Raw genomic sequence first — 26,229 nt, forward strand, 5'->3', positions numbered from 1 at the left:
CCGCGCCATTTTTCGACACGGAGAGTCCCCATGCTGCGCCCCGCATTCCTGGCCCTATTCTTGACAGGTGCCACCACCCAAGCCTTCGCTCAACCACCCGCTGAAACCGTGCCACTGCTGCGGGAGATCAAGCAGTGGGTCGTCGGTTGCGACAACCTGCGCAATTGCCACGCTCTCAGCGCGCCCAGTGGTGTGGATGAAGAGGACTACAGCTCGCTGACCCTGCATATCTGGCACCAAGCGGGTCCCAAGGGGTTTCTGCGCTTGCGCTTCGATCATCGTGGCGAGGGCGTAGACCTTTCTACTTTGCAGCTGGACGGTCAGCCTCTAGGGCTGGAGCTGACCCGCGATTTGCAGGTTGAGCTGGACGATCAAGGCAATGACCCCGAAGCGCAGTCCTTCGGGGTGGTCGACGAGGCGGCGGCACGGCGCTGGTTGCAGCGGCTGCGCAACGGCCAGCGCTTGCAGGTGCCGGGCGATGAGCAAGCGCACGTTTCACTGAGCGGGCTAAGTGCGTCGTTGCTGTTGATGGATGCCGTGCAGGGGCGGGTGAATAACGTCACCGCGCTCGCCCGACCGGGCAAGGGCGCCGCCAGTGCTGTGCCGTCGCGCTTGCCGACGCCGGTGTTGCGTAAGTTCGCCGTAGCGCCGCCTTTGACCGCACAAGAGCAGGCCGGGCTGGTAGCCGCCGCACTGAAGGCGGTCACACCAGAAGAGGGTGAACCCGAGGCCAACGTTGGTGCCTTGACAGCGGAGCAGGCGATGACAGTGGTGCGTTATGACTGCGCGGCCTACAACTGCGAGTACGCCGTCAGCAGCCGGCAACGGCAAGCGCCCTACACAGAAACCCTGCTTGACCTCGAACCGTTGCCCTTGGACGGTGCGGCGCTACAAGGCTCGGTCGGCTATGACGAAGCCACCGGCACCCTGAGTTATTTCTACAAACAGCGTGGGATGGGTGATTGTGGTGGTGGTGGCGTCTGGGTATTCGACGGCAAGTCCTTCCGCCTCAGCGAGTTTTACATGATGCCGCGCTGCACGGGCGTGTTCTACGGTGATTGGCCGTCGTTGTGGTCCACGGTTCCGGCCCCCTAGCCATCGGGCAGGCGCGGCCTCTACACTGGTCGGCCACGTGTCTTTCAAAGGATGAAACACCATGCACACGCCTGAACCCCATATCGTCATCCAGCGCTTTACCGAGGCCCACCTTGAGGGCGTCGCCGCGCTCTATAACGAACCGGCGGTATGCCGACAGGTGCTGCAAATGCCTTTCCAGTCGGTGGAGGCGTGGCGCAACAAGCTGGAGCTGGACAACGAGCGGCGCCTACAGCTGGTGGCGGTGCATGGCGGCGAGGTGATCGGCCAACTGGGCCTGGAGCAGATGCTGCGCGTGCGCCGCAGCCATGTCGGCTCGTTCGGCATGGGCGTGGCGCCGGCCTGGCAGGGCAAGGGTGTAGGCTCGCGACTGTTGGCGGCCGCGCTGGACGTGGCCGACAACTGGATGAACCTGCGCCGCGTGGAGCTGACGGTGTACGCCGACAACGAAGCCGCGCAGCAGCTGTACCGCAAATTCGGCTTTGAGGTTGAAGGGCGCATGCGCGATTTCGCCCTGCGCGACGGCGTGTTCGTCGATACCGTGAGCATGGCGCGCCTGCGCCAATCGGCTTAGTCCTGCAACGCAAACGCCACCGCAGCCTGCGCATGCAGCTCGGTGGTGTCCAGCAGGGGCAGGTCGCTGTGCTCCGGCTTGATCAGCAGGCCGATTTCCGTACAACCGAGAATGATCGCCTGGGCGCCTCGCGCGGCCAGGGACTCGATCACCCGCTGGTAGACCTGGCGCGACGCGTCGCTGATCACGCCGACACACAATTCCTCGTAAATGATCCGGTGTACGGCCTGGCGTTCCTGCGCTTCGGGCACCAGCACGGTCAAACCGTGCGCGGCCAGGCGCGCCTTGAGAAAGTCCTGCTCCATGGTGAACGCCGTGCCCAGCAGGCCGACCGTCAGCGTACCAGCCTCCACCGCTGCCAAGCCGGCAGCATCGGCAATATGCAGGAACGGAATCGCCACCGCCGCTTCGATACTTGGCGCCACCAAATGCATGGTGTTGGTACACAGCACCACGCAATCGGCACCACCGGCTTGCAGGCGGCGAGCGGCGTCTTCAAGGATCAGCGCGGTGTCGTCCCAGCGCCCGGCATGCTGGGCTTGCTCCACCGGGCCGAAGTCCACGCTGTACATCAACAGTTGCGCCGAGCGCAGTGGGCCGAGTTGGTCGCGTACGCGCTGATTGATGATGCGGTAATACTCGGCGCTGGATTCCCAGCTCATGCCGCCGATCAGGCCGATGGTGCGCATGCGATGCTCCTTACAAGGAAAGTCGCTTCACCTTACCCATCGGCCGCCGAATAGTCATACGCAGTTGCCCAGCAAATCACCGGAGCAGTTTACATATCCAGGTTGATCCAACCCGGTTTGGCCTGCTCCGGCGCGACGGCATTGACCTGTTTGCCGGTGGCCTGTTCCACCCGCCGCGCCACTTCAGGGTCGTCGGCGAAGGGGATCAGGCTGGCGTCGTCCAGGCTCTTTTCGGATTGCCCGCGCAAGCAATATTCCACGGCGCCATACAGGCACAGCAGCATCAGCCAGCCCCACATCAGGCGATCCGCGCGTCGAGTTGCGCCATGCGCACATCCGCTACACGTACCGTGCGCCAGGTGTTGTAGGCCATCAGCAGCATGCCCGTGAGGAAAAATACGCCCCCGGCGAAACGCACCACAAACCCTGGATGGCTGGCCTGCAACGCCTCGACAAACGAGTAGGTGAGGGTGCCGTCATCGTTCACTGCCCGCCACATCAAGCCCTGGGTGATGCCGTTGACCCACATCGATGCGATGTACAGCACCGTGCCGATGGTGGCGAGCCAGAAGTGCAGGTTGATCAGCGGCACGCTGTGCATCTGCTCGCGGCCGAACACCTTGGGGATCATGTGGTACAGCGCGCCGAACGTGATCATTGCCACCCAGCCAAGCGCCCCGGCGTGGACATGGCCGATGGTCCAGTCGGTGTAGTGGGAGAGGGCGTTGACAGTCTTGATCGCCATCATCGGCCCTTCAAAGGTGGACATGCCGTAGAACGCCAATGACAGCACCAGAAAACGCAGGATCGGGTCGGTGCGCAACTGATGCCAGCCACCGGACAGGGTCATCATGCCGTTGATCATCCCGCCCCAGCTGGGTGCCAGCAGGATCAGCGACATCGCCATGCCCAGTGACTGCGCCCAATCCGGTAGCGCGGTGTAGTGCAAATGGTGGGGGCCGGCCCAGATATACAGGGTAATCAGCGCCCAGAAGTGCACGATGGACAAGCGATAGGAATACACCGGCCGCCCGACTTGTTTCGGCACGAAGTAGTACATCATCCCCAAAAAGCCCGTCGTCAGGAAAAACCCCACGGCGTTGTGTCCATACCACCACTGCACCATCGCATCGGTCGCCCCGGCATACACCGGGTAGGACTTGAACCAATCCACCGGAATCGCCAAGTGATTGACCACGTGCAACATGGCGATCACAAGGATAAACGCGCCAAAAAACCAGTTGCCCACGTAGATGTGCCTGGCCTTGCGCCGCACCACGGTGGTGAAGAACACCACCGCGTAAGCCACCCACACTACCGCCATCCACACCGCGCCGGAGAACTCGATCTCGGCGTATTCCTTGGTGGTGGTGTAACCCAGCGGCAGGCTGATCAACATGATCACGATCACCGACTGCCACCCCCAGAAGGTAAATGCGGCGAGGCGATCCGAATACAACCGCACCTGGCACGTGCGCTGCACCGCGTAATAACTGGCGGCAAACTGGGCGCTGCCGGCAAAACCGAAAATCACCAGACTAGTGTGCAAGGGTCGCAAGCGGCCAAAGGTGGTCCAGGGCAGGTCCAGGTTCATCTCGGGCCAGACCAGTTGCGAGGCGATCCATACGCCCATGGCCATGCCGACGACGCCCCAAACAATGGTTGCGATGACGAATTGACGGACGACTTTATAGTTATAGGCCTGCCCGATTGTTGCTGTGCTCATGCTCAGTCCTCCCACGGTTCCAAGTGGCGGGCACTGTAGGAAGGGCGGGCAAAACAAAACAGCCTCAGTAAAAGATCATTAATGCGGATCAGTTGATTACGCCTGAAATCAAGGCCGCCAATGGCACTGATCTGCTGTTTGCCGTTGAACCTGAGCCTTTATCGCGCTGCACTGCACCGGCTGCAGGCTTTAGTCGTACGGCCTGCGGCGGCATCTGCCATGATCAGCCTTCGCAACCTGGCTCACCCAAGGAGATCCGCAATGGACGACGTACAACAACTGGGCGAGATGCTTCGTCATTACGCCGACAGCGAAGCGCACAAAAAGCAGCAATTCGACGTGCAGTCTGCCCGTTGGGCGCAAAAGCTCGGCGAGTTGTTCGGGCAGATCGAGTTGTGGCTGGAACCGGTCAAGACCGTAGGATTGCTGGAGGTGCACCGTGAAGCCTACGTCGCCAGTGGCCCCAGCGTGCCGCTGGAAACCTCGACCTTCAAGACCGAGAAGCTCAACGTGCAGATCACCGGCAAGAGCGTCGAGTTCGTGCCGGAAGTGATGGGCGCAGGCGGGCTGATCTCGGTGTCGGTGATGGGCCTGACCGCCGCCCGCCACGGCAGCGTGTCGCTGGTGCTGCCGGCGGACAAGAATGATTGGCTGTGGAAGAAGACCAATGGCCTCAAGGACCCGGACACCTTTGGTTTTGACGCGAACTTCCTGGCGTCGCAGTTGCAGAGCCTGATTCCACGCGAACGTGTGTAGGGTTCAGGCAGCCCACGAGATCCGGCGAGGAGCAACCTGTGTGGCGCCGGGGCGTGAAATAACGGCTATTTCGCCAGAGTTGGCTATACCTACAGCTCAATGTTTCAGTGATGACCGCCAAGGAGTTCAATGATGAAACTAAGGCTAGTGATCAGCACGCTGTGTGTCGCCTCGCTCGGACTGACAGGCTGTGCCAGCAAAGTGACCCAACCGGACGAGTATTCCGGCTTTCTCTCGGACTACAGCCACCTCAAGGAAGCCAAGTCTCCGTCAGGTGCCGAGGTGATGCGCTGGATCGATCCCAAGCTGGACCTGAGCCGCTACACCGCCGTCTACGTCGAACCGACCCAGTTCTATCCCAAACCTCAGGCCACCGCGAAGATCCCGCAAAGCACACTCAACGGCATAAACACCTATTACAACCAGGCACTCAAGCGTGAATTGGAGAAATCACTGCCACTGGCCAACGCGCCTGGCCCAGGTGTGATTGTAGTGCGTGCGGCGATCACCGCCGTGAGCAGCAAGACTGAGGCCCTCGCACCGTACGAATACATCCCCGTAGCGCTGGTAGTGGCGGCAGCCAGTACCGCTTCTGGACACCGTGACCAGGAAACCACTTTGGGCACCGAGGCCCAGTTCCTTGACGGTGCCAGCGGGAAGGTAATCGCTCAAGTGGTGCGCAAAGGCACTGGCAAGCCGCTGGCCAATGAAGCCCAGGTGATGAAGGCCGACGATGTGAAAGGCGTTATCGACGGGTGGGCGTCGGACTTGCATCAGTCCTATGTGAAGCTGAAAAAACACTAGGACCCACTCAATTAGCAGGGCGTTGTCGCCCTGCTATAAACCAGCGGTAGTCGGATTGCTGCTGTCCTGCCGTTCGGCGGCGAGGGCCTGGTGCCGCCGGGCGCGTGGTGTTACTTGAGCGGTGTCAACGGCGGCAGCTTCCATTGACCGTTACCCACCTCAGGCTTGGGCAGGTAAATACGCAGCACGGCATAAAACGGCCCCGGCGGGGCCGGCAACCAGTTGCTCTGTTCGGCTTTCGGCGGCTCGTGGTGTTGCAAGGCCAGGGTCAGGCCGCCATCGGCGTCCAGCTTGAGGTCTGGCAGCATCCGCGAATTGATCAGGTAGCGTTTCTTGTGGTTGGGCACCAGCAGCTTGGTCTTGGCGTCGTACATGGTCAGCGACCAGAACGCTTCGGCGGGTGGCAATTGGTCCTTGGCGAAGTGCACGGTATAGCTGTGGCGCGCGCCATTGGCCGGTTTGCCTTCGCTGTCGACGAAGTAGCTCAGGTAGATCGCTTCGTCGGTGGAGTTGCCGAAAATACCCAGGTCGGCGCCGGCGTAGCGGTACAGGTAGTTGTTTTTCAGGCGGTCACGGCTGCCGAACAGGTCGCCGCTGCTCACCTGATGGGTGTCGATCTTGTCTTTCTTGAACGCGGCAAACTCGGCGCGGCCATCGGCGATTCCGTCTTCCAGGGCCTTGCGTTGTTCAGCCGTCAACTGATGGGTCTTGAACGGCGCACCCGGTGCAATGCCGATCTTGGCAAAACGGGCCAGCAGGTCTTTTTCACTGTCCTGGGGCTGGGCAAAAGCGAGCATGAAGTTCAGGTAGCGAAACAGCTGCGGGCCTTCGGTCATGGTGGCCGTGGGCTTGGGCCATTCGATCTTCGGCACGGCAGCCGGGGCTGGCTGTTTCACGTAGCTGCTCAGGGGCTGCACCTTGTAGCCGGCCTGGATCTGCTTGACCTTGCCCAAGTCTTTTTCATCGAACAGCTGGGTGCGATAGAGGGCGTAGGCGATGTTGCTTTCGCTGTACACCACGCGGTCGATGTCTACCGGCTGCTGGCCTTTCCAGTCCGGGCCGGCAACCATGTAGTGGCCGCCGTTGTTGCCGGTACTGCGGGTGCCCAGGTAGGCGAAGTTCTGTGTGTACAGGTCGATCAACTGCACCGAGTAATAACGGTTGTCCTCGATCTTCGGCAGCGTCAGTACTTGCGGCTCCCTGCGCAGGTCCATCCACACGAACGAATAGGGGGTGTCCGAGTTCGGGGTGACGAACGCGGTGTCCTTGGGGCTGAACACCTGGGCGGTATTGCCAATACGGTTGAACGGCGCCTTGAAATTGGCCCCGCCTTTGTCCACGGCCTGGGTGTACAGGGTCTTGTACATCGCCACCACCGGGTAGCCGTACAGGTAGGCTTCCTTGGCAATCGCCCGCGCCTCGGCCGGGGAGGCGGTGAAGTCGGCCAGGGCGCCGGTGCTCATGAGTATCGAGAGGCTCGCCAACAGCAGGCGCGTCGGTTTTCCAATCATGTTGTTGCGTCCTTCCAGAGATCTTTTTAAGGGCGTGGGATGAAGGCGCCGAGTTAACCGGTTTATTTGCCGAACGTCACGTTAATCCCTGCGAACAACGTGAACTGCGACAAGCCGTCACCTTTGCGCGCCCATGTCCATTGCTGCGCGACCTAGGGTGGCGCGCAGCAACTGCGGCACGCCGATTAAATCCCTCGGCGCGACGGGCAATGTCCCGCGCAGCAACAGGTCGTTGGTGTGGGCGATATCACGGTTTTCAGGCGGGCAGCATCGATTTGACTTTGTCGCGCAGTTGGTCGATGGAGAACGGCTTGCCAATCACCTGCATGCCGCGCGGCACGTCGATGTTTTCTGCATAGCCGCTGGCGAACAGGATGGGCAGGGCTGGACGCAGCTCGCGCACCTTGACGGCCAGCTGCTTGCCGTCCATGTCGGGCAGACCAACGTCGGTCATCATCAGGTCGATCACCTGGGCGGCGTTCTGGACCACCGTCAATGCTTCTTCCGCATCGGCGGCTTCAAGCACGTTGAACTCCAGCTCTTCAAGTACATCGACGATCAGCATGCGCACGATGGCGTCGTCTTCGACTACAAGGATGGTGGAGGCAGCGGGCATAGTGAAAATTCCTGAAAAATGAAGGTGCTGGTCTTGATGGGGTGGAAGGCAACTCTGTAGTGAGTGGTGAGAATGCCAGCAAGTTCCGAAACAATTGCTGGCATTGTGACTGGCACGGACGAGAATGTCCCGGGTGTTTAAGGGTTACAGCTCGATGCCTGAAAGATCTGCGACAGCGTTGGCGTCGATACCCGGGCGATTCACATCAGACGGATCGAAGATGCTCACGCTGTATTGTCGGCCTCCCGCAGGTGACCTGAGCGTGTTGTTGGTAGCAGCGAGGTTGCCGCTGTTCAGCACTTTCTCCATGCCTTCTTGCATCGCCATCGAGTTGTTGAATTTCACCAGGCCTGAGTTGGGGTCATAGAAAAACCATTCTTTCTTGCCGTTTTCCACTCTGACACCTGCCAGCATCGCATGGTCGCGAGTACCGATTCTCACGGTGGTGGAGGTCTGGAACCTGGCCAATCTAGAGATGATCTCCTGGTAACCTGCAGTGATGGGACGCACCCCGTAATGGAAGTTTGCGGGGTTTTGTACCCTGGCTTGAAGCTCGCGCAAGTCGTGGACGAACTTGTCGGCCCCAGGGGTTTTCCGTTCACCCGCGACCTTGAGCATGTTCTTGATGAACTGATCCTCCTTGCCGGCGTGGATCGCCATTGCCATGGCATATGACATACCAGCGCACTCACCTATCGAAGGCAGGTCAACGCATGCGTTGAAATGCATTTGCGACACCGGCGTTACCTTCACACCGGGTCCCGCCACGTCCTGGACGAGCAGCGCCGAGGTGTACTTGCCATCTTCGACGTAGGCTTTCTTCAGTTCCCTGGCCAGGATGCCCATTTCATCAGGGCGTCGATTGCTCGCGATTGCCAGCGCCCGCAGTTGTTCGCTGCTCATGCCCGGGCGGTACCCTGGCAAAGACTCCAGAAGCCCGTACAAGTAGCCACGGTCGAAGGCCGGTCGGTTTGCCGCGTTCCGCGCATGGGTAAGGTTGTTGTAGAGTTTTACACTCTCAACTTCCGCCGAACCGCTGAGTACGTTGCGGTTCAGCGGAGCCCCCCGTGGCGAGAAATCAGCGATGGGCGGGCCATAGGGCTTCTTGAGCACATGGTCATATTTAAACCATTGATCATTTCTGAGAACCGCAAGCCCCTGTGTCTCCACGTCACCGACTTTATAAGCACCGATCAGTGTCGGCCCGTGCTCCTTGCTGATGGTTTTCAGCAGGTCATAACTGCCGGTGGCGCCACGCAAAGAATTGACGTACTCGATGCCTTTTGATGTAACAAACCCTATACCCTTTGCTGCAAACCTGGACCCGCCCACCAGCAAATCGCCCAGGCCACTCAGCGGGTTCAGCGCGCCGATGGTGGCCGAACCGATGACTTTTGCCGCCCTCAGCAGCTTGCTCGCAGTGGACAGCCCGCTACCTGCCACTTTGATCACTTTACTGGCGGCCCCTGCGCCAGCTGTCAGGAAGCCGAAGACGTCGAGTGCCAGATCCAGTGCGCCCTCGGCGTAGTTGCCCTTTTGGAAGTTGACGATCGCCGAGCGAAAAGGCACCAGGTTCAGCGCGAACTCGGTGACGACCTCAATTTTATTGTCATGTTTATCCTGGGTCGTAAGCCCTCGCGCCTGGGCCTTGATGGCGGGGTTGTCCAGATCCAGATGTTTGACAAACGCCTGGGCCAACACATGCGTTCGGGTGGACGAGAAGCTATCGTGCGGCGCCTGATTCGACGACGGGTTCGCTGTGCGCAAGGATTCGCTACCTGCGGGGTCGAACGACTTAGTGACCGTTACATCATTCGCGACCTTGGTCTTTTTCTCCCCGACTTTCCACGGATGGGTCTGTTTGATACGGCCCTGATTGAAGTCGATCTCGTACGCACGGGAGGCGCCTTTGTGCGTGACTTTGATCAGCAGTTTTTCCTGCTTCGGGTGATCGACCCTGCTGGAAACGCCAGTGCCTTGGGTGTACGAGGACGTCTGGAACAGCTGCAGTTGACCTTGCTCCAGGTGTTGCCGGTCCTCCACTGGCAACTGGGCAACCAACTGTTTGATATAGGTGGCAATCGCCGCTTTTTTGTCACTGATCGCCTGGTCGAATTGACGATTGAAGGTCGCGACGACGCCAAATGTGCGATTGGCATTCAGGGCGTCGATAGGGATGCGGCTATCTTGGGAAAAAAACACCGCGTCCGGATCCTCCAGCTCCATCATCGCCACATCCAGCATTGAATGGGGGTTTGAAGCATCGGAATTGAAGCCCTTGCCGTCATCCAGCCAACGAACTCTGCGCTTTATATCAATGAGTTTTTCTTCAAACAGCGAGCCCAGGTCGCCAAAGCGCTCCTTGAGCTTGGCCAGCGCCAGCTCCTTGCGCGACGGCAGTTCTCTGTCCAGCGCCTCAGAGGCAACCGTCATTTGTTGTTTACGTGCATTGAATTGCTCGGTCAGCGCGTTCAATTCATCGGCGCTGTAGAGGTGATCGCTTTTTCTGCTCAGGACGCCGTTGGCCACCCCCCAGTCCACCAGCGCCTCCAGCTGGGCACGCTGGGTAATCGCAGGATCAGCCACCTCGACATTGCGGGCTTCCAACATGACCTGGGCATAGGTCATGTTGGCCACTTTGCCCGGGGTCTGGGCTTCGATGGTGGTCGCCGCAATGGCCAGGTTGACCCAGGCCAGGCTGCCATAGGTCACGCTCTGGGGAATGTTTTTGACCAGCCAGGCTGGCGCACGGCTTGCCAGCAGTAATTTGACCGCCGCATGCGCCATCTGCGGGCTGGTTTTGCCCTGACGGACCAGATGCTCAGCCAGTTGCAGCATCAAGGTAGTTGTCGGCTTACCGATTAATGCAGGACCGGACAGGTCAAAGCCGGCGACCTTGTTGCGGTCAGGACTGGTCATGGATTCAGGGTCCAGTTCCAGGTTGATAGCCGCGAGCAAGTAGTCGGTTTGACTGCTGTCGTTGGCGACGCCCTGCATCTGCACCTGTAGGGTTTTGCCCAACGCCTGCGCTTGCGGGCTGTCCAGCAGGGTATCCAGGAGTTTGGCCGGATCGCCCAGGGTTTCGGCGGACAGAGACAGTGGGTGATACAGACGCTCGAGGATGCCCTTGCCAACCCCGCCGGCCGCCTCTTTCTGGACAAAACCCTGCAACCGGCGCTGCTCGTCCACGCTCAAGGGCACTGGCCAGGACAGCGCACCACCCAGGTTGCCGAGCGGGTGCTCCATCGCACGGTGCGCCACCGCTGTGCCAAGCCCGGACAGCGAGAAGTGGTCGGTGGGCAGCGGTAGCCCAAGGCTGCGAATAAAAGTGGCCAGGTCAACCTGGCTACCGGCCGTATTGGAGTAAGACGAGTCAGCGTGTACCGCCATGACGGTTTTGGTCAGCGCAGCCAGTACAGCCTCGGCAGTGGCGCTGTCGCCCAGCCTGGCAGCGATTTCAGTCAGCTTGAGGCCCAGGGCTTTAAGGTTTTCCTTGTGTCCCAGCGCGGTCTTCAGCGGTGAGGTTTGGGTAGGGTTGTCTGTTGCGTCGTTGGCGGACCGGGTGTGTCGGTTTGACGCCAGCATCGGCGTAGGGAAAGTGCTGGATGTCGATGTTTGTGCAATAGGATTTAGCATATGCGGGTACCTTTTTTATGGAACGATTGCGTCTTTCCAAAAGGAGGTTCCCTGTTCCTTAGACGCTATTTTTTGGGTCGCTCGCCAGGGCTCCCGCGTTCCATTCCGGCCATATGCTGTATGTAAGGAAGAAAAACAATTGCGGCAAATATCTGCAGCAAACGTAGTCTATGGGCGATCTTTGCGGCAAACTCCCGGTTTTTCCGCTCTTGGCCAAGGCATGCCCATGACACCTGCGTCGTCCGTCGATGAAAAAAGCTTCCGTAACCTATTGAGCCGAAATGTGGCGCTGCCCTTGGGCGTGGGCGTGCTCAGCGCCGTGTTTTTCGGCTGCCTGATTACGTATCTGCTGACAGTGATCCAGTGGGTGGAGCACACCGATAGAGTCATCAATAACCTCAACGAGTCCTCAAAACTGACGGTGGACCTGGAAACCGGCATGCGCGGTTTCCTGATCACGGGGGACGAGCATTTTCTCGACCCGTATGAAGTCGCCAAGCCACGGATCATTGCCGATTTGCGCAATTTGCAGGATCTGGTCGCGGACAACCCCCAGCAGGTGGATCGCCTCAAGCGTCTGGAAGCCTTGCAGACCGAGTGGAACAAGTACGCCGAGTCGATGATCGAGATGCAGCGCACCAGCGGCGACTACCGCGGTGCGGTAAAAGCCGGCCGAGGCAAGCGCCTCACCGATGAGATTCGCAAGGAGTACGACGACGCGGTGGCGATGGAGCAGCAGTTCCGCATCACCCGTAACGAGGAAGTCACCCGCACGACCACTATCAGCGTCATCCTGTACCTGGCGTTTGTACTGGGGCTAAGTGGTGTTCTGGCGTATACCGGCAGGAAGAATTTAATTTCACTATCAAAGAGTTATGGCGACAACCTCGCGTCGCAGCAGAAGATCGCTCGGCGCCTGGAACAGCAGGCTTGGCTGCGCAATGGCCAGACCGAACTGGCAGAACAGGTGCTTGGCCAACTGACCCTGAACATGCTGGGTCGCAATATCCTGCAATTCTTTGCCCAGTACATGGGCTCGGCAGTGGCTGCGCTGTACGTGCGTGAAGAACATGGGGGCCTCAAGCGCGTTGCGACGTACGGTTTCTCCCGCGAACAGGAGCAGCTGGAGCAAGCGATTTACAACGACGAAGGCATTGTTGGGCAGGCCGCCCAGCTGGATCGCCTGATTCGCCTGGACGATGTGCCGGTGGACTACTTCAAAGTCAGCTCCGGCCTCGGCGAAGGCTCGACCCGCAGTGTGCTGGTGGTGCCGACCAGCGACGATGGGCGCGTCAACGGGGTGATCGAGCTGGGTTTCCTGCGCCCGCTGGATGAACGTGACGTCGAATTGCTGGAATTGATCGCGGGCAATATCGGCACCTCCATCGAGGCCGCCCGCTATCGCCAACGCTTGCAGGAAGTGCTGGCCGAGACCCAGCAGCTCAACGAAGAGCTGCAAGTGCAGCAGGAAGAACTCAAGACCGCCAACGAAGAGCTGGAAGAGCAGTCGCGCATCCTCAAGGAATCCCAGGCTCACCTGGAAACCCAGCAGGCGGAGCTGGAGCAGACCAACGAACAATTGGCCGAGCAGACCCAGACCCTGGCCGACCAACGCGACGCCATGGACCGCAAGAACGTTGAACTCAGCCAGGCCCAGCACGACCTCGAAGATCGCGCCGACGAGCTGCAGCGCTCCAGCAAATACAAATCCGAATTCCTCGCCAACATGTCCCACGAACTGCGCACGCCGCTGAACAGTTCGCTGATCCTGGCCAAGCTGCTGGCGGAAAACCCCCAGGACAATCTCAGCGCCGAGCAGGTCAAGTTTGCCGAGTCGATCTATTCCGCCGGCAATGACCTGCTGAACCTGATCAATGACATCCTGGATATTTCCAAGGTCGAGGCCGGCAAACTGGAAGTGCGTCCGGAGAACTCCAGCGTCGCGCGCCTGGTGGATGGCCTGCGCGGCATGTTCGAACCGCTGGCGGCCGACCGCAAGCTGGGCTTCCAGGTCGAGGTACAGGCCGGTACACCGGTCATGCTGTATACCGACCGCCAACGCCTGGAGCAGATCCTCAAGAACTTGCTGTCCAACGCCGTCAAGTTCACCGAACAGGGCGAGGTCAGCTTGTCCGTCTCCCGCGCGCCGGGGGAGGGCATAGCCTTTACCGTGCGTGATTCGGGGATTGGCATTGCGCCAGACCAGCAGGAAAGTATCTTTGAAGCCTTCCGCCAGGCCGACGGCACCACCAACCGCCGTTATGGCGGCACCGGCCTGGGCCTGTCGATTTCCCGCGACCTGGCCAACCTGCTCGGCGGCTACATCAGCGTGACCAGCGAGCCCGGCAAGGGCAGCCTGTTTACCCTGGTGCTGCCGGAGCAGTACGTCGAGCGCGGCGAAGACGCTGAGCCGGTCGAGCAGCCACGCCAGGTCGTCGTGGCCCCCGCACCGACGCCGGCGAAGATTTCACCGCTGCCGGTAGCCGATGCCAACCTGATCCCGCGCTTCGCCGATGACCGTGACAAGGCACCGTTCACCACCCGCTGCATCCTGGTGGTGGAAGACGAGCCGAACTTCGCCCGCATCCTCTTCGACCTGGCCCACGAGCTGGGTTACAACTGCCTGGTGGCCCACGGCGCGGATGAAGGCTACAGCCTGGCCGAAGAATATATTCCCGACGCGATCCTGCTGGACATGCGCCTGCCGGACCATTCCGGCTTGACGGTGCTGCAACGCCTCAAGGAACACGCCAATACCCGACACATCCCGGTGCACGTGATCTCCGTTGAGGACCGCGTCGAAGCCGCCATGCACATGGGCGCCATCGGTTATGCGGTGAAACCTACCACCCGCGAAGAGCTCAAGGACGTGTTCGCCCGCCTGGAAGCCAAGCTGACCCAGAAGGTCAAGCGCGTGCTGCTGGTGGAAGACGATGACCTGCAACGCGACAGCATTGCCCGCCTGATCGGCGACGATGACATTGAAATCACCGATGTTGGCTACGCCCAGGCCGCGCTGGACCTGCTGCGCAGCAATGTCTACGACTGCATGATCATCGACCTCAAATTGCCGGACATGCTCGGCAACGAGCTGCTCAAGCGCATGGCCACCGAGGACATCTGCTCGTTCCCGCCGGTGATCGTCTACACCGGGCGCAACCTGACCCGCGACGAAGAGGCCGAGCTGCGCAAGTATTCGCGCTCGATCATCATCAAGGGCGCCCGTTCACCGGAGCGCCTGTTGGACGAAGTCACACTCTTTTTGCACAAAGTCGAATCCCAGCTGTCCCATGATCGCCAGACGATGCTCAAGACCGCCCGCAGCCGCGACAAGGTCTTTGAAGGGCGCAAGATCCTGTTGGTGGACGACGATGTACGCAACATCTTCGCCCTGACCAGCGCCCTGGAGCACAAAGGCGCCGTGGTGGTGATCGGGCGGAACGGCCGTGAAGCCATCGACAAACTCAATGAAGTGGACGATATCGACCTGGTGCTGATGGACGTGATGATGCCGGAGATGGACGGTTACGAGGCCACCGCCTTGATCCGCCAGGACCCGCGCTGGAAGAAGCTGCCGATCATCGCGGTGACGGCCAAGGCCATGAAGGACGATCAGGAGCGCTGCCTCGCGGCGGGCTCCAACGATTACCTGGCCAAGCCGATTGATCTGGACCGTCTGTTCTCACTGATTCGCGTATGGCTACCGAAGATGGAACGCATTTAAGTGGAGCGAAGTTTTTTGGATAAAAGCAGCGATATCGAGCTGCGCCTGTTGATCGAGGCGATTTACCTCAAGTACAGCTATGACTTTCGCGACTATTCTGGCGCGTCGGTAAAACGGCGCGTGGCCCATGCGTTGCGCCAGTTCGACTGTGCGACCATCTCGGCGTTGCAGGAGCGGGTGCTGCACGACCCGGCGGCGTTCATGCAGTTGCTGCAATTCCTGACGATCCCGGTGAGCGAGATGTTTCGCGACCCGTCGCACTTCCTCGCCATCCGCCAGGAAGTGGTGCCGCTGCTCAAGACCTACCCGTCAATCAAGATCTGGATCGCCGGTTGCAGCACGGGGGAGGAGGTGTACTCCATGGCCATCCTGCTGCGCGAAGAGGGCTTGCTGGAGCGTACGATCATCTATGCCACGGACATCAACCCGGCGTCCCTGGACAAAGCCAAGCAGGGCATCTTTTCCCTGGAGAACGTGCGCGCCTACACCGCCAATTACCAGCAGGCCGGAGGGCAACGTTCATTTGCCGACTACTACACGGCGGCTTACGATTACGCGATCTTTGACAAGACCCTGCGCGAGAACGTGACCTTCGCTGATCACAGCCTGGCGACCGACAGCGTCTTCTCAGAAACTCAATTAATATCGTGTCGTAATGTACTGATTTACTTCAATAAAAAATTGCAGGATCGCGCCTTTGGATTGTTTCATGAGTCGCTGTGTCATCGCGGCTTCCTGGTACTGGGCAGCAAAGAGACCCTGGACTTTTCCGCCTACAGCAAGCAATTCGAGCCCTTGGTCAAGCAAGAACGGATCTACCGAAAATCATGAACGACGCTGCAACAGGCCCGATTCGCGGGATTGAAGCCATCGTCGTCGGCGCTTCTGCCGGCGGCGTAGAGGCGTTGCTGAGTATTTTCGGCGACCTGCCACAGGGCTTTGGCGTGCCGATCATTGCCGTACTGCACCTGCCTGACGAACGTCGCAGCCAACTGGCCGAGGTGTTTGACCGGCGTATCAGCATGCCGGTGCTAGAAGCGCGCGACAAAGAGCTGATAAAGCCCGGCACCCTGTACTTTGCCGGACCTGGCTATCACCTGTCGGTAGAGCACGATCATAGCCTGTCCCTGAGCCAGGAAGACCGCGTGCATCACTCGCGACCCGCGATCGACTTTCTGTTCGCGTCCGCCGCCGATACCTATGGCAGCAGCTTGTTGGCCATCCTGTTGACCGGCGCCAACCAAGACGGCGCCCGGGGCCTGGCCCACGTCAAGCAACAAGGTGGAACCACTGTGGTGCAAGACCCCACAGAAGCACGCGTGGCCGTCATGCCTCGCGCGGCCCTGGCACTGCATACTCCTGACCACATTCTTTCGCTGAGCCAGATTGGCTCATTGTTGGCTTCCCTGGAATATTCCCCATGTTAAGTACTGTCCAGGCCAAACTGCTGATCGTCGATGATCTGCCGGAAAACCTGCTGGCCCTCGAAGCGCTGATCAAGCGTGAGGATCGCCAGGTGTTCAAGGCATTGAGTGCCGACGAGGCCTTGTCGCTGTTGCTGGAGCACGAGTTCGCCATGGCGATCCTCGACGTGCAGATGCCCGGCATGAATGGCTTTGAGCTGGCCGAGTTGATGCGCGGCACCGAAAAGACCAAGAACATCCCGATTGTGTTCGTCAGCGCCGCAGGCCGCGAACTCAACTACGCCTTCAAAGGCTATGAAAGCGGTGCCGTGGACTTCCTGCACAAGCCGCTGGATATCCATGCGGTGAAGAGCAAGGTCAACATCTTTGTCGACCTGTACCGCCAGAGCAAAGCAATGAAGCAACAGGTCGAAGCCCTGGAGCGCAGCCGGCGTGAGCAAGAGCTGTTGCTCACGCGCCTGCAGGCCACCCAGGCCGAGCTGGAGCAAGCGGTGCGTATGCGTGACGACTTTATGTCGATCGTTGCCCATGAAGTGCGTACGCCCCTGAACGGGCTGATCCTCGAAACCCAGCTGCGCAAGATGCATCTGGCTCGGGATAACGCCGCGGCGTTTACCCTGGACAAGATGCACGCCATGGTTGACCGCGATGAACGCCAGATCCAGAGCCTGATCCGCTTGATCGAGGACATGCTCGACGTGTCACGTATCCGTACCGGCAAACTGTCGATCCGCCCGGCGCGCTTCGACCTCGCACAGCTGGTGCGCAACCTCGTGGAAAATTTCGCCCAGCAAGTGGCAGCGGCCGGCTCCTCCATGCAACTGGATGCCGTGGGGCCGGTGGAGGGGCACTGGGATGAGTTCCGTATCGAGCAAGTGGTCACCAACCTGTTGACCAACGCATTGCGCTACGGGGCCAAAAGCCCGGTGGACGTGCGGGTCTACAGCGAGCACGGGGAAGCGCGAGTAGAAGTGCGCGACCGTGGTATCGGCATCAGCGAAGACAACCAGAAGCGTATTTTCCAGCAGTTCGAGCGTGTGTCCGCCAGCCAAGTGGCGGCAGGCCTGGGGCTTGGGCTGTTTATTTCCGAGCAGATCGTTTCGGCCCACGGCGGTACCATCGAGGTCGAAAGCCAGATAGGCGAGGGCGCTTTGTTTCGCGTGTGCCTGCCCCTTGAGGCTGCGCAATGAAATCAATCGTCAGCTCGACGCAACCTCTGCGTGACCCCATGGTCGTAATTGCAGCAATTGACCGGACAAAGGCTTCCCATGAGTGAAGATGCACAAGATGTTGTACTGATCGTCGAGGACGACGAATCGATTATGTTTGTGCTGGGTGAGTACCTGGCCGGCCTGGGCTATCGCGTGTTGAAGGCCATCGATGGGGAGCAGGCCTTTGAAATCCTCGCGTCCAAGCCACACCTGGACCTGATGGTCACCGACTACCGCCTGCCCGGCGGCATTTCCGGGGTGCAGATCGCGGAACCGGCGATCAAGCTGCGCCCGGAATTGAAGGTCATTTTCATCAGTGGGTACCCGCAGGAAATCCTCGACTGCAACAGCCCGATCACGCGCAATGCGCCGATCCTGGCCAAGCCGTTTGACCTGGATACGCTGCACGAGCATATCCAGCGGCTGCTGGCCTGAGTGTGAGGACCGTCAGGGTTGGCGCAACCCTGACGGTAAGGTGTGTGCCGCTGCGCCATGTGCAGCAACGTGCCCAGGCGCCTACTGCCTGATCATCTCCCGCACTTTTGCCGTCAGCAGGTCAAAGGTGAACGGCTTGGTGATCAACTGCATCCCCGGATCAAGGAAACCACCGCGCACCGCCGCATGCTCTGCGTAGCCGGTGATAAACAACACCTTGAGTTCCGGGCGGATCTGCCGGCCGATTTCCGCAAGCTGCCGGCCATTCATGCCGGGCAAGCCGACGTCGCTGATCAACAGGTCGATACGCTGCTCGGATTCGATGATCGGCACCGCCGTGTTGGCATCACCGGCTTCGACAAAGGCATACCCCAACTCCTTGAGCACGGCGCTGACCAGTATTCTCACCGCCGGGTCGTCCTCGACAATCAACACCGTCTCGCCCGCAACGGCCAGGGGCAGCAATGTCGGATCAGCCGTCTGGTTCGCGACGATTTCACCGACAAAACGCGGCAGGAACAAGCTGACGGTGGTGCCCTTGCCGACCACGCTATGGATCGTCACATGGCCATGGGACTGGCGGGCAAACCCGTAGATCATCGACAGGCCCAGGCCCGTGCCTTGACCGATTGGCTTGGTGGTAAAGAACGGATCGAAGACCCGCCCCATCACGCTCTCGGGAATGCCACAGCCCGTGTCGCTGACGCTCAGTTCCACGTAGTCACCCGGCTTCAAGGTGCCGTAAGCGGCAGTGAACACGCTGTCGAGGTGGCGGTTGCTGGTTTCGACAGTAAGGTTGCCGCCATTGGGCATAGCGTCCCGTGCGTTGATCACCAGGTTGAGCAGGGCGCTCTCCAGTTGGTTGGGGTCGGCTTCGGCGGTCCACAGTGCATCGGTAAGGCTCATATCCAGGGCGATGCTTTCGTTGATGCTGCGTTGCAGCAACTCGCCCATGGCCGTGACCAATTGGTTGATTTCCACGGGCTTGGAGTCCAGGGATTGGCGCCGTGAAAACGCCAATAGTCGATGGGTCAGGCCCGCCGCGCGGTTGGCGGAGGTCACGCCGAGGTCGATCAAGCTGTCGAGGTCATCCAGCTTGCCCCGCGATACCCGCCGGCGCAGCAGCTCCAGGCTGCCGATAATACCGGTGAGCATATTGTTGAAGTCGTGGGCGATGCCACCGGTCAACTGGCCAACCGCTTCCATCTTTTGCGATTGGCGCAAGGCGTCTTCGTTGTGGCGCAACTGCGCGGTGCGCTCTTCTACCTGCTGTTCGAGGGTTTCCAGGGTGCGTTGCAGGCGCAGCTCGCTTTCACTCAGGTCGATCAAGCGGTCGCGGGCTTCGTATTGGCGGCGCCGACCACGCAAGGCCGTGCTCACCTGGCTGATCAGAGTGACCGGGTGAAAAGGCCGCTCCAGGAACGTCACGTTGCCCAGCAAGGGGCTCAGTTGCGAGGAACCGTTCTGTCCGCTGCCGCCGTGATGGGTCATCAACACAATCGGCAAGTCCGACCACGCCGGCTGCTGGTGCAGGATCTCCAGCAACGGTTCCAGCTCCACCCCAAGCAACGCTTCGGCCGCCACGATCACCAAACCGGCGCCTTGTTCCAGCGCACCGCACAGCGCCCCCAGGTCGCTGGCGACGATGCCACCGTAACCGGCTTCCTTGAGCATCATCAGCGCCAATGAGCCGTCGCGACCCATCGGCGCCAGGATGATTGCGCGCTCGGAGAAGGGCGAAAGGCCCGGCATCAGCCCATGTCCTTGAGCAAGGGCGAGCCAGCGCCCATATACGTGGGAATCCCGCGCAGCACGCCCTGGAAGTTGTTCAGTGGCTCGCCCACGGTCATGCCGCGACTGCCGATGCGGTATTCGCGAATGGTGGATTCATGGGAGCCGGTCCTTTTCTTGATGATCGAAATCGCCCGGCGCACCTCACCGATCGCTTCGAAGTAACGCAACAGGATCACGGTGTCGGCCAGGTAAGTGATATCCACCGGCGCCTGCATATCGCCCACCAGCCCGTGCTGGGCGACCGTCATAAAGGTCGCTGCACCGCGGCGGTTGAGGTACAGCAGCAATTCGTGCATGTGCAGGATCAGCGCGTTTTCTTCCGGCATCGCAGCGGTGTAGCCGTTGATACTGTCGATCACCACGGTTTTGATACCGCTGTCATCGACGCAGCGCCGTACGCGGTGGGAGAACTCACCGGGAGACAGCTCGGCCGCGTCCACTTGTTCAATCAGCAGGTTACCCGTGGCTTGCAGCGCCTCCAGGTCGATCCCCATGTTTTTCATGCGTTCAAACAGCAGGCCCAGTTCTTCGTCGAAGATGAACAGCGCAGCTTTTTCGCCTCGGGCCACGGCCGAGGCGGCGAAGATCATCGAGATCAGCGATTTGCCGGTACCGGCCGGGCCGAGGATCAGGCTGCTGGAGCCGGTCTCGATACCGCCGCCGAGTAACGAATCCAACTCTTTGATGCCGCTGGTCAGGGTCTGGCGGTTGTAACCGCCCCGGTGTTCAGCCGCCACCAGGCGCGGGAACACATGCACGCCGTCCTGCATGATGGTGAAGTCATGGAAACCGCCGCGGTATTTCTGCCCGCGGTACTTCACCACCCGCACCCGGCGACGTTCCGCGCCGTAGTTGGGGGTCAGTTCTTCCAGGCGGATCACGCCGTGGGCGACGCTGTGCACGGTCTTGTCGAGGGATTCGGTGGTCAGGTCGTCCAGCAGCAGCACGGTGGCGTCATAACGCACGAAATAGTGCTTGATCGCGAGAATCTGCCGGCGATACCGCAGGGAGCTTTGCGCCAGCAGGCGAATCTCCGACAGGCTGTCGACCACCACGCGGGTCGGCTTGACCCGCTCCACTACCTCGAATATCTGCCGCGTCGCTTCGCCCAACTCCAGGTCGGACGAATACAGCAGGCTTTGTTGGTGCTCGGCGTTGAGCAGGCTTTCGGGTGGGGTCAGTTCGAAGATATGGATGTTGTCGTCCAGGTCCCAGCCGTGGGACTTGGCACCCTGGCGCAATTCGCGCTCGGTCTCGGACAGGGTGATGTACAGCGACTTTTCACCGTTTTTCGCACCAGCCTGCAAAAAATGCAGGGCGACGGTGGTTTTGCCGGTGCCGGGTTCACCTTCCAGCAAGAACAGGTGGCTGCGCGATAGCCCGCCGGAAAGAATGTCATCCAGACCTTCGATACCGGTGGCCGCCTTTTCACTGAACAGCTCGTTGGATGTAGACAAGAAGTGCCCTCGGGTCACGGATCAATAGAGGAACGCGCCGCCTTGGGCGCGCCATATTTACTTGACCGTGATGGCCCGTAGCCGTTCAACGATTTTTTTCGAGAGCGCTACAGGCCTTGCTGCAAGGCCGGGTCGTCGGGATTTTGCTGTTCCAATTGGGCGAGCAACACTTGAACGTTCTGCAACTGGCCGCTTTCCTTCCAGTAATTGACCAGCAGCACCCGCGCTTTGCGATTGGCCGGATGGCGTTGCAGGATCTCTTCCAACTGACGTTGCGCGGCTTCCAGTTCGTTCTGGGCGTGGAGGGTGGTGGCCAGGTCGTAGCGATAATCCTGGTTGTCCGGCTCCAGCTCCACGGCCTTGGACAGGCCGAGCAACGCGTACGGGCGTTCGCCATGGTGCAGCAGCCACAGCCCCAGGGCATGTTGCAGATAGGCCGAGTCCGGGTGCGCCGCCAGTTGCCGCGCCAGCAGTTGGCGGGATTCCTCGCTCTTGCCTTGTTTATCCAGCAACTCGATCTGTGCGACCACCGCTTGCAGGTTGTCGGGTTGCAAGCGCATGGCCTGTTCCAGGGCGTTTTGTGCATCGGTCAGCAGGGCGCTGTGGATGTACAGCTGCGCCAGTTGAATCCAGCCCTCGGCGGTTTCGGGCTGGGCCTTGAGGTATTTGACGAACTCGTCGAGCACTTGCTGCAACGGGCCGAAGTACAGGCCCAGGGTGTCGGGCGACAGGCCAAGCAGGGCGTTGGCCGCAGCAAAGCGCACGCTTTGTTCCGGGTCGTCGAGTGCCGGACCGAGCAACAGCGTGCGCTGGCCGCTGGGCACCAGGCCGACAATGCTGTGGATTGCCGCTTCACGCACCTGCGGCGAATCGCTCGCCAGGTCCTTGTCGGCCAGCTTCAAGGCTTGCGGGCTAGGATAATTGGGCAACTCTGCGTGCAGCGCGGCGCGGCGCTCCGGGGACAGGTCCGGCCGGCCCAATTGCTGATACAACACGCGCGCCGCCCCAGGCTCGCCGTTGCGCGCCTGTTTCAGGGCTTTGGAGTAACCATGGGCAATCGCCGGCGGCACGGCCACCTGGCTGGAACGGGAGAAATACCAAGTGATCAGCACAATCAACAGCAGGGCGCACAGGCCGACGATGGAGTAACGGCGTGACTTAGACATGCAGGCGTCCGCAAGTATTACAAAGCCGTCAGCTTCGGCCAGAGCAGGGCAGGTGTCAAACCTGCGTCAGGTCAGCACGTATTCCACCGGTTCCAGGGGCGCCGGCAAGTCGGTTTCACCGAGGGCGGCGCGGACCTCGCGCTCCAGGGTGCGCAGGATGGCGTTGCACGGCAGGTCGTTTTCGTCGAAACCGAACGGGTCTTCCAGGTCATCGCCGATTTCGTCGAGGCCAAAGAAGGTGTAGCTGACGATGGCGGTGAACACTGGCGTCAACCAACCCAGCGGCTCAGCCATGGCAAACGGCAGCAGGATACAGAACAGGTAGATGGTGCGGTGCAGCAGCAGGGTGTAGGGGAAGGGCAGCGGCGTGCTCTTGATCCGCTCGCACGACGCCTGCACCTGGCTCAGGCTGACCAGGCGGGTTTCCAGCTGGGTATAGCGCCACTCGCTGATCACCCCGCGCTCGGCCAATTCGGAAAAACGTGCGCCCAATTGTTGCAGCACGCTGTCCGGCAGGTTCGGGTGCGTCGCCGCCACCGCCGCCCAGGGCTTGATCGCCAAGGCTTCATCTTCATGGCGCAAACGCGCAACCAGTCCATGGGCAAAACCACACAAGCCGCGCAATAGCCCGGCACGTTCAGGCGAATCCCCCAGCACCTGGGTTTCGCGGATCAGCGAACGTACATCAATGATCATCTGCCCCAATTGCTTGCGGCCTTCCCACCAGCGGTCGTAGCAGGCGTTGTTGCGAAAGCTCATGAAGATCGACAGCGACAGGCCCAGCAACGTAAAGGGCGTGGCATTGACCTTGGAAAAGTAGGCCGGGTGCCAGGTTTCCACCAGCACGATCACCGATGCCAGCAACGTCACCAGCAGGCTGCGCAAGGCAATGCGCTTGGCAATCGAACCCTTGAGGGAAAACAGGATGCCCACGAGGTTGGGCTTGGGACGGACAATCATCGGCTGGGGAGCTTCTTTGGTGGCGCAGGCCCTCAGGTTAGAAGCTCGCTGCCAACGCGTCCAATCGCTTGGGCTGACCGGTTGATCGGCGGGGTCGATGACTGGCCAAACCAGTCAGCCATGTTGATGGCTTTGACCATTGCTGCTGGCGCGCGCTAGAGCGACTATTTCCGTGGTTTACGTCCTGAAAATAAAAAACACAGAAGGATTTGAAGCGATGCGTGACTACTTGGCTGCCACCACCGGATTTGACTACCCGCATACCGTTGCCGCCGCACTGGCCGGCACCCTGCAAGGCCTCAATGCCTGCGTGGAATGCTGTGACCGCCACGCGCTGCCCGGGCGCATCGCGTTGTTCTGGGAGGGCAAGGACGGCCGCAGCGCCACCTCGACCTTTACCGACTTGCAGGACCAGGCCGCACGCTTCGCCAATTTCCTTCTGGCCCAGGGCGTCAAGCGCGGCGATAAAGTCGCGGGGCTGCTGCCGCGCACCGCGGAATTGCTGGTGGTGGTGTTCGCCACCTGGCGCATCGGCGCGGTCTATCAACCGTTGTTCACCGCCTTTGGGCCCAAGGCCATCGAGCATCGCCTGAACAGCTCCGGCGCGGCGCTGGTGGTCACCGACGCGGTGAACCGGCCCAAACTGGCGGAAGTCGAAGGCTGCCCGACCATCGTCACGGTCACCGGCGCCAAGGGCGAAGGCCTGGTACGCGGCGATTTCAGTTTCTGGGCCGAGCTGGCCAACTATTCCAATGCGTGTGAGCCGGTGCTGCTGGGCGCTGACGACCCGTTCCTGCTGATGTTCACCTCGGGCACCACCGGCCCGTCGAAAGCGCTGTCGGTGCCGCTCAAGGCCATCGTCGCGTTCCAGAGTTACACCCGCGACGCCGTGGACCTGCGCCCCGACGACGCGTTCTGGAACGTCGCCGACCCAGGCTGGGCCTATGGCATCTACTTCGGCGTGACCGGCCCGTTGTCCATGGGCCACCCGATCACCTTCTACGATGGCCCCTTCACCCTGGAAAGCACCTGCCGGGTGATCAACAAATACGGGATCACCAACCTCACCGGTTCGCCCACCGCCTACCGCCTGTTGATTGCCGGCGGCGAGCAGTTTGCCCATTCGATCAAGGGCAAGCTGCGCATCGTCAGCAGCGCCGGCGAGCCGCTGAACCCGGAAGTGATCCGCTGGTTCGCCGACAACCTGGGCGTGACCATCCATGACCACTACGGCCAGACCGAACTGGGCATGGTGCTGTGCAACCACCATGGCCTGGAGCATCCGGTGCATGTCGGCTCGGCCGGCTTTGCCTCGCCAGGCCACCGCATCGTGGTGCTGGACGATGACTATCAGGAGTTGCCAGCGGGCCAGCCGGGCATTCTCGCCATCGACCGCGAACAGTCGCCGATGTGCTGGTTCGCTGGGTATGACGGCGTGAAGACCAAGGCGTTTGTCGGCAAGTACTACCTGAGCGGCGACACGGTGGAGTTGAACCCCAACGGCAGCATCAGTTTTGTCGGGCGCAGTGACGATGTGATCACCACCTCAGGCTACCGCGTCGGCCCGTTCGACGTGGAAAGCGCGCTGGTGGAACACCCGGCGGTGATCGAAGCGGCGGTGGTGGGCAAACCGGACCCCGAGCGCACCGAACTGGTGAAAGCCTTCGTGGTGATCAACAGCCAATACCGCGCCACCCCGGAACTGGCCGAGGAACTGCGCCTGCATGTGCGCAAACGCCTCGCCGCCCATGCCTACCCGCGGGAAATCGAATTTGTCAGCGACTTGCCCAAGACCCCGAGCGGCAAGCTGCAACGTTTTATCTTGCGTAACCAGGAAATCGCCAAGGCGGCGGTGGCCTGATCCACTTTTAAGGAAACAATGATGCAGATTGAAAACAAGGTATTCCTGGTCAGCGGCGGCGCTTCGGGCCTCGGCGCGGCCACCGCCGAGATGCTGGTCGCCGCTGGCGCCAAGGTCATGCTGGTGGACCTCAACGCCGACGCCGTCGCGGCCAAGGCCAAGCAGCTGGGTGAAAACGCGCGCAGCGCCGTGGCCGACATCAGCCAGGAAGCCGCCGCCGAAGCAGCGGTGCAAGCTGCCGTTACCGCGTTTGGCGGTTTGCACGGCCTGGTCAACTGCGCCGGTGTGGTGCGTGGCGAAAAGATCCTCGGCAAGAACGGCCCCCACGCCTTGGCCAGCTTTGCCCAGGTGATCAACGTCAACCTGATCGGCAGCTTCAACCTGCTGCGCCTGGCGGCTGCGGCCATCGCCGAAACCGAAGCGAATGCCGATGGCGAGCGCGGCGTGATCATCAACACTGCCTCGGTGGCCGCTTTCGACGGGCAGATCGGCCAGGCGGCGTATTCCGCCTCCAAAGGCGCGATTGCCAGCCTCACCTTGCCCGCCGCCCGCGAACTGGCGCGCTTTGGTATCCGCGTGATGACCATTGCCCCGGGCATTTTCGAAACGCCGATGATGGCCGGCATGACCCCGGAAGTGCGCGACTCCCTGGCCGCCGGCGTGCCATTCCCGCCGCGCCTGGGCAAACCGGTCGAATACGCCGCGCTGGTGCGTCACATCATTGAAAACAGCATGCTCAACGGCGAGGTGATCCGTCTCGACGGTGCCTTGCGCATGGCCGCGAAGTAAG

General features: G+C 60.7%; 21 protein-coding genes. 11 read left to right on the plus strand and 10 right to left on the minus strand.

Going from position 1 to position 26,229, the window contains the following annotated elements:
* Positions 1-30: 30 nt before the first annotated feature.
* Complete coding sequence (locus tag ACZRMO_RS09315) at positions 31-1,095, plus strand: DUF1176 domain-containing protein (RefSeq protein ID WP_463972667.1); 1,065 nt, start codon at positions 31-33, stop codon at positions 1,093-1,095.
* 61 nt (positions 1,096-1,156) lie between these two features.
* Positions 1,157-1,669, plus strand: coding sequence for a GNAT family N-acetyltransferase (locus ACZRMO_RS09320; RefSeq protein WP_463972668.1), 513 nt, complete (start codon positions 1,157-1,159; stop codon positions 1,667-1,669).
* On the opposite strand, the gene ACZRMO_RS09325 is transcribed toward ACZRMO_RS09320, so the two are convergent.
* The 3 genes from ACZRMO_RS09325 to ccoN all read right to left on the minus strand — a co-directional run bounded on the left by ACZRMO_RS09325 (position 1,666) and on the right by ccoN (position 4,084).
* Complete coding sequence (locus ACZRMO_RS09325) at positions 1,666-2,358, minus strand: aspartate/glutamate racemase family protein (RefSeq protein ID WP_463972669.1); 693 nt, start codon at positions 2,356-2,358, stop codon at positions 1,666-1,668. The two genes, ACZRMO_RS09320 and ACZRMO_RS09325, sit on opposite strands and share 4 nt — an antisense overlap.
* 89 nt (positions 2,359-2,447) lie before the next feature.
* On the minus strand, positions 2,448-2,657 hold the full coding sequence (locus ACZRMO_RS09330; RefSeq protein WP_463972670.1) for a cbb3-type cytochrome c oxidase subunit 3: 210 nt from the start codon (positions 2,655-2,657) through the stop codon (positions 2,448-2,450).
* Entirely contained in the window at positions 2,657-4,084 is a 1,428-nt protein-coding gene (gene ccoN, locus ACZRMO_RS09335; RefSeq protein ID WP_463972671.1) for a cytochrome-c oxidase, cbb3-type subunit I, read from the minus strand. Before ccoN ends, ACZRMO_RS09330 begins: the two co-directional genes overlap by 1 nt.
* A gap of 261 nt (positions 4,085-4,345) precedes the next feature.
* Between ccoN and ACZRMO_RS09340 the strand changes: the two genes are divergently transcribed.
* A complete protein-coding gene (locus ACZRMO_RS09340; protein ID WP_463972672.1) occupies positions 4,346-4,840 on the plus strand; it encodes a hypothetical protein in 495 nt (164 codons plus the stop codon).
* Between the two features lie 132 nt (positions 4,841-4,972).
* Complete coding sequence (locus ACZRMO_RS09345) at positions 4,973-5,644, plus strand: DUF3313 domain-containing protein (RefSeq protein WP_463972673.1); 672 nt, start codon at positions 4,973-4,975, stop codon at positions 5,642-5,644.
* 110 nt (positions 5,645-5,754) lie between these two features.
* Here ACZRMO_RS09345 and ACZRMO_RS09350 read toward each other — a convergent pair whose 3' ends face one another.
* The 3 genes from ACZRMO_RS09350 to ACZRMO_RS09360 form a co-directional block, all read right to left on the minus strand.
* Positions 5,755-7,155, minus strand: coding sequence for a DUF1254 domain-containing protein (locus tag ACZRMO_RS09350; protein WP_463972674.1), 1,401 nt, complete (start codon positions 7,153-7,155; stop codon positions 5,755-5,757).
* 256 nt (positions 7,156-7,411) lie between these two features.
* Complete coding sequence (locus tag ACZRMO_RS09355) at positions 7,412-7,771, minus strand: response regulator (RefSeq protein ID WP_463972675.1); 360 nt, start codon at positions 7,769-7,771, stop codon at positions 7,412-7,414.
* 144 nt (positions 7,772-7,915) lie between these two features.
* Complete coding sequence (locus tag ACZRMO_RS09360) at positions 7,916-11,407, minus strand: hypothetical protein (protein WP_463972676.1); 3,492 nt, start codon at positions 11,405-11,407, stop codon at positions 7,916-7,918.
* A gap of 226 nt (positions 11,408-11,633) precedes the next feature.
* Between ACZRMO_RS09360 and ACZRMO_RS09365 the strand changes: the two genes are divergently transcribed.
* The 5 genes from ACZRMO_RS09365 (at position 11,634) to ACZRMO_RS09385 (ending at position 18,201) form a co-directional block, all read left to right on the plus strand.
* Positions 11,634-15,131, plus strand: coding sequence for a response regulator (locus ACZRMO_RS09365; RefSeq protein WP_463972677.1), 3,498 nt, complete (start codon positions 11,634-11,636; stop codon positions 15,129-15,131).
* A complete protein-coding gene (locus ACZRMO_RS09370) occupies positions 15,132-15,962 on the plus strand; it encodes a CheR family methyltransferase (RefSeq protein ID WP_016974439.1) in 831 nt (276 codons plus the stop codon).
* Positions 15,959-16,558 carry a chemotaxis protein CheB gene (locus ACZRMO_RS09375; protein WP_463972678.1) on the plus strand — a complete coding sequence of 200 codons (600 nt, stop codon included), beginning with the start codon at positions 15,959-15,961 and terminating at the stop codon, positions 16,556-16,558. Before ACZRMO_RS09370 ends, ACZRMO_RS09375 begins: the two co-directional genes overlap by 4 nt.
* Positions 16,552-17,745 carry a hybrid sensor histidine kinase/response regulator gene (locus tag ACZRMO_RS09380; RefSeq protein WP_124524739.1) on the plus strand — a complete coding sequence of 398 codons (1,194 nt, stop codon included), beginning with the start codon at positions 16,552-16,554 and terminating at the stop codon, positions 17,743-17,745. The genes ACZRMO_RS09375 and ACZRMO_RS09380 overlap by 7 nt, the downstream gene beginning before the upstream one ends.
* Before the next feature lie 78 nt (positions 17,746-17,823).
* Positions 17,824-18,201 (plus strand): response regulator, encoded by a 378-nt coding sequence (locus ACZRMO_RS09385; protein WP_029290496.1) that lies wholly within the window; start codon positions 17,824-17,826, stop codon positions 18,199-18,201.
* Positions 18,202-18,282: 81 nt separating this feature from the next.
* Here ACZRMO_RS09385 and ACZRMO_RS09390 read toward each other — a convergent pair whose 3' ends face one another.
* From ACZRMO_RS09390 to ACZRMO_RS09405, 4 genes are all read right to left on the minus strand, one after another.
* Positions 18,283-19,953, minus strand: coding sequence for an ATP-binding protein (locus ACZRMO_RS09390; RefSeq protein WP_463972679.1), 1,671 nt, complete (start codon positions 19,951-19,953; stop codon positions 18,283-18,285).
* On the minus strand, positions 19,953-21,452 hold the full coding sequence (locus ACZRMO_RS09395) for an ATPase domain-containing protein (protein WP_124524742.1): 1,500 nt from the start codon (positions 21,450-21,452) through the stop codon (positions 19,953-19,955). Before ACZRMO_RS09395 ends, ACZRMO_RS09390 begins: the two co-directional genes overlap by 1 nt.
* A gap of 107 nt (positions 21,453-21,559) precedes the next feature.
* Positions 21,560-22,618 (minus strand): tetratricopeptide repeat protein, encoded by a 1,059-nt coding sequence (locus ACZRMO_RS09400; protein ID WP_463972680.1) that lies wholly within the window; start codon positions 22,616-22,618, stop codon positions 21,560-21,562.
* 66 nt (positions 22,619-22,684) lie between these two features.
* Positions 22,685-23,578: a bestrophin family protein gene (locus ACZRMO_RS09405; protein ID WP_463972681.1), complete on the minus strand. Its 894-nt coding sequence runs from the start codon at positions 23,576-23,578 to the stop codon at positions 22,685-22,687.
* Positions 23,579-23,795: 217 nt separating this feature from the next.
* On the opposite strand from ACZRMO_RS09405, the gene ACZRMO_RS09410 reads away from it, so the two are divergent.
* Positions 23,796-25,439, plus strand: coding sequence for an AMP-binding protein (locus ACZRMO_RS09410; protein ID WP_463972682.1), 1,644 nt, complete (start codon positions 23,796-23,798; stop codon positions 25,437-25,439).
* A 21-nt stretch (positions 25,440-25,460) separates the two neighbouring features.
* Positions 25,461-26,228: an SDR family NAD(P)-dependent oxidoreductase gene (locus tag ACZRMO_RS09415; protein WP_463972683.1), complete on the plus strand. Its 768-nt coding sequence runs from the start codon at positions 25,461-25,463 to the stop codon at positions 26,226-26,228.
* Position 26,229: the final 1 nt, after the last annotated feature.

Source organism: Pseudomonas sp. B611 (assembly GCF_055407965.1).

Excerpts from the sequence above, each read along its gene's own strand:
- ACZRMO_RS09385 (WP_029290496.1), top strand. The coding sequence starts at position 17,824 with ATGAGTGAAGATGCACAAGATGTTGTACTGATCGTCGAGGACGACGAA.
- ACZRMO_RS09345 (WP_463972673.1), top strand. The coding sequence starts at position 4,973 with ATGAAACTAAGGCTAGTGATCAGCACGCTGTGTGTCGCCTCGCTCGGA.
- ACZRMO_RS09380 (WP_124524739.1), top strand. The coding sequence starts at position 16,552 with ATGTTAAGTACTGTCCAGGCCAAACTGCTGATCGTCGATGATCTGCCG.
- ACZRMO_RS09350 (WP_463972674.1), bottom strand. The coding sequence starts at position 7,155 with ATGATTGGAAAACCGACGCGCCTGCTGTTGGCGAGCCTCTCGATACTC.
- ACZRMO_RS09320 (WP_463972668.1), top strand. The coding sequence starts at position 1,157 with ATGCACACGCCTGAACCCCATATCGTCATCCAGCGCTTTACCGAGGCC.
- ACZRMO_RS09315 (WP_463972667.1), top strand. The coding sequence starts at position 31 with ATGCTGCGCCCCGCATTCCTGGCCCTATTCTTGACAGGTGCCACCACC.
- ACZRMO_RS09375 (WP_463972678.1), top strand. The coding sequence starts at position 15,959 with ATGAACGACGCTGCAACAGGCCCGATTCGCGGGATTGAAGCCATCGTC.
- ACZRMO_RS09390 (WP_463972679.1), bottom strand. The coding sequence starts at position 19,953 with ATGCCGGGCCTTTCGCCCTTCTCCGAGCGCGCAATCATCCTGGCGCCG.
- ACZRMO_RS09410 (WP_463972682.1), top strand. The coding sequence starts at position 23,796 with ATGCGTGACTACTTGGCTGCCACCACCGGATTTGACTACCCGCATACC.
- ACZRMO_RS09415 (WP_463972683.1), top strand. The coding sequence starts at position 25,461 with ATGCAGATTGAAAACAAGGTATTCCTGGTCAGCGGCGGCGCTTCGGGC.
- ACZRMO_RS09325 (WP_463972669.1), bottom strand. The coding sequence starts at position 2,358 with ATGCGCACCATCGGCCTGATCGGCGGCATGAGCTGGGAATCCAGCGCC.
- ACZRMO_RS09365 (WP_463972677.1), top strand. The coding sequence starts at position 11,634 with ATGACACCTGCGTCGTCCGTCGATGAAAAAAGCTTCCGTAACCTATTG.
- ACZRMO_RS09340 (WP_463972672.1), top strand. The coding sequence starts at position 4,346 with ATGGACGACGTACAACAACTGGGCGAGATGCTTCGTCATTACGCCGAC.
- ACZRMO_RS09355 (WP_463972675.1), bottom strand. The coding sequence starts at position 7,771 with ATGCCCGCTGCCTCCACCATCCTTGTAGTCGAAGACGACGCCATCGTG.
- ACZRMO_RS09400 (WP_463972680.1), bottom strand. The coding sequence starts at position 22,618 with ATGTCTAAGTCACGCCGTTACTCCATCGTCGGCCTGTGCGCCCTGCTG.
- ACZRMO_RS09405 (WP_463972681.1), bottom strand. The coding sequence starts at position 23,578 with ATGATTGTCCGTCCCAAGCCCAACCTCGTGGGCATCCTGTTTTCCCTC.
- ACZRMO_RS09360 (WP_463972676.1), bottom strand. The coding sequence starts at position 11,407 with ATGCTAAATCCTATTGCACAAACATCGACATCCAGCACTTTCCCTACG.
- ccoN (WP_463972671.1), bottom strand. The coding sequence starts at position 4,084 with ATGAGCACAGCAACAATCGGGCAGGCCTATAACTATAAAGTCGTCCGT.
- ACZRMO_RS09330 (WP_463972670.1), bottom strand. The coding sequence starts at position 2,657 with ATGTGGGGCTGGCTGATGCTGCTGTGCCTGTATGGCGCCGTGGAATAT.